The sequence below is a fragment of the Pseudactinotalea sp. genome, from assembly GCF_048594945.1.
Taxonomy (GTDB): domain Bacteria; phylum Actinomycetota; class Actinomycetes; order Actinomycetales; family Beutenbergiaceae; genus Pseudactinotalea.
Genome location: NZ_JBMDXJ010000373.1, coordinates 1 through 1855 on the forward strand (window position 1 = coordinate 1; position 1855 = coordinate 1855).

The window sequence follows — 1855 nt, forward strand, 5'->3', positions numbered from 1 at the left end:
CTACTGGGGAGGGCTACGGCTCGGCTGGATCCGGGCGCCGCGGCCGCTGATGGACCGACTCGTCCGCACCCGGATCGGGCTCGACCTCGGTACTCCCGTGCTCGACCAGCTCGCGCTCGCGCGCCTGCTCACCGATGGCGCCGAGGTCCGAGCCGCCCATCGCGAGCGCCTGCGAGAACAACGTGAGGCACTCCTGTCCGCGCTCGCCGAGCACCTGCCCGAGTGGCACGCTCCGCGCGCTCCGGGCGGCCTGTCGGCGTGGTGTCAGCTTCCGACCCCCGTGGCCAGCGCCCTGTGCGCGAGCGCCGAGGAGCACGGGGTGGTGATCGCACCCGGCTCGGTGTTCGCCGTCGACGGACGGATGGAGTCATTCGTGCGGATCCCGTGGATCCGGCCACCCGCCCAGATGCGCGAAGCCGTGCTCCGGCTCGCCGACGCCTGGGCTACCACCCGCGAGATACCCCTCGACGGGCCCGATCGGCGCGTGACGATCGCCTGACATCGGGCACATCACCGGATCCACCTCGAGCTGGATGGCGGAATCTGCAACGCCCGTCAGCCGATGACTTCCGGCACATCACCGGCCATCTCGGGACGACTAGCGTCGAGATCGTGATCGATGCCCTGCTGATGTGTGGCGCCGTCGGAGCGATCGGGTTCGTGCTGGTCTTCACGATCGACGGCGCCACCCGCCCCGGCTACCGCCCCGCCGAACACCCTGTGAGCGCGCTGTCACTCGGACCACGCGGTTCGCTGCAGCGATGGAACTTTCAGATCTCAGGCGCGTTGCTCACGGCCGGAGCCGTCGGCATCGGGTTCGCACTCGACGGCGTCGCCGGCCTGGCCACCGGGGTGCTGCTCGCGTTGTTCGGGATGGCGTTGATCGCCTCCGGCGTGTGGACGATGGACCCGATGCGCGACTACCCGCCCGGCGCACCGCAGGAACTCGACACGGAGAGCCAGGCGCACCACCGGCACGACCAGGCCGGTGGCGTGGTGTTCTCCGTGCTGCCCCTCGCCTGCCTCACAGCCGCATGGGCTCTCGCAGAGAGGACCCCCACGCTCGCGATCATCAGCGGCGCCGCCGCTGTGCTGCTCGGCATCGCCTCCTACCGGTTCGGCGTGCTCTGGGAACGCGCCAGCACCCGCGTTGGCCTTGCCCAACGCCTCTACATCGTCCCCGGCTGGCTCTGGATCGCCACCCTCTGCGGAGTCTTGCTCGTCGACACGGGGATCTGAGCGGCGCGAGCACTGTGGTGCCCCCGAATGGATTCGAACCATCGACCTACCGCTTAGGAGGCGGTTACTCTATCCCCTGAGCTACGGGGGCGGGGACGAGTCCCATCTTCTCAGGTCTGCGCGCCCACGCGTGCACGCCGTGCGAGGCTGGGTACGTGGTGGAGTCCGTGACGAGTCGCACGATCGACCTCCCGGCAGGAGTCGCCTTCGATCGGCTGACGGCGCTGCGCAACCACGAGCGGCTGATCCCCCTCACCACGATCGAGGCGCCGGCGCGACGACCTCAGGTGGGGGACGTCGTCGTCGCGACCACAGCAGGCCTGATCATCGACACGATGGAGCTGGTGAGGTACGAGCCTCCGGCGAGTCACGCCGTCGGGCGGGCGACATGGATCAAGCAGGGCCCGGCACTGCACGGCGAGGCCGAGATCCTCGTGACGCGACTGAGCGAGGGCGCATGCCGAGTGGACTGGGTCGAGCGGGACATCCGGATCCCCGGACAGCCGCTCACCACCCGCCCGCTGACCGCAGCGACCGGCGTCATGACCCGACTGGCACTCGCCCGGTTCGACCGGCTCGTCCGCGCCTCGACACGGAACCGTCCGCCGCGCGGCCA

At 70.2% G+C, this 1855-nt stretch carries 3 protein-coding genes and 1 tRNA gene; 3 read left to right on the forward strand and 1 reads right to left on the reverse strand.

The window, feature by feature from the left end; translation table 11 throughout:
• Both ACOJSN_RS16970 and ACOJSN_RS16975 read left to right on the forward strand, forming a co-directional pair.
• Positions 1 to 499 (forward strand): aminotransferase class I/II-fold pyridoxal phosphate-dependent enzyme (locus ACOJSN_RS16970; protein WP_420113672.1); only part of this gene is annotated, 499 nt, incomplete at its 5' end.
• 113 nt (positions 500 to 612) lie between these two features.
• Positions 613 to 1239: a DUF998 domain-containing protein gene (locus ACOJSN_RS16975; protein WP_420113673.1), complete on the forward strand. Its 627-nt coding sequence runs from the start codon at positions 613 to 615 to the stop codon at positions 1237 to 1239.
• A gap of 15 nt (positions 1240 to 1254) precedes the next feature.
• Here the strand turns inward: ACOJSN_RS16975 and ACOJSN_RS16980 are convergent.
• A tRNA-Arg gene (locus tag ACOJSN_RS16980) sits at positions 1255 to 1330 on the reverse strand.
• Positions 1331 to 1406: 76 nt separating this feature from the next.
• Between ACOJSN_RS16980 and ACOJSN_RS16985 the strand changes: the two genes are divergently transcribed.
• On the forward strand, positions 1407 to 1855 hold a 449-nt coding region (locus tag ACOJSN_RS16985), incomplete at its 3' end, for a hypothetical protein (RefSeq protein WP_420113674.1).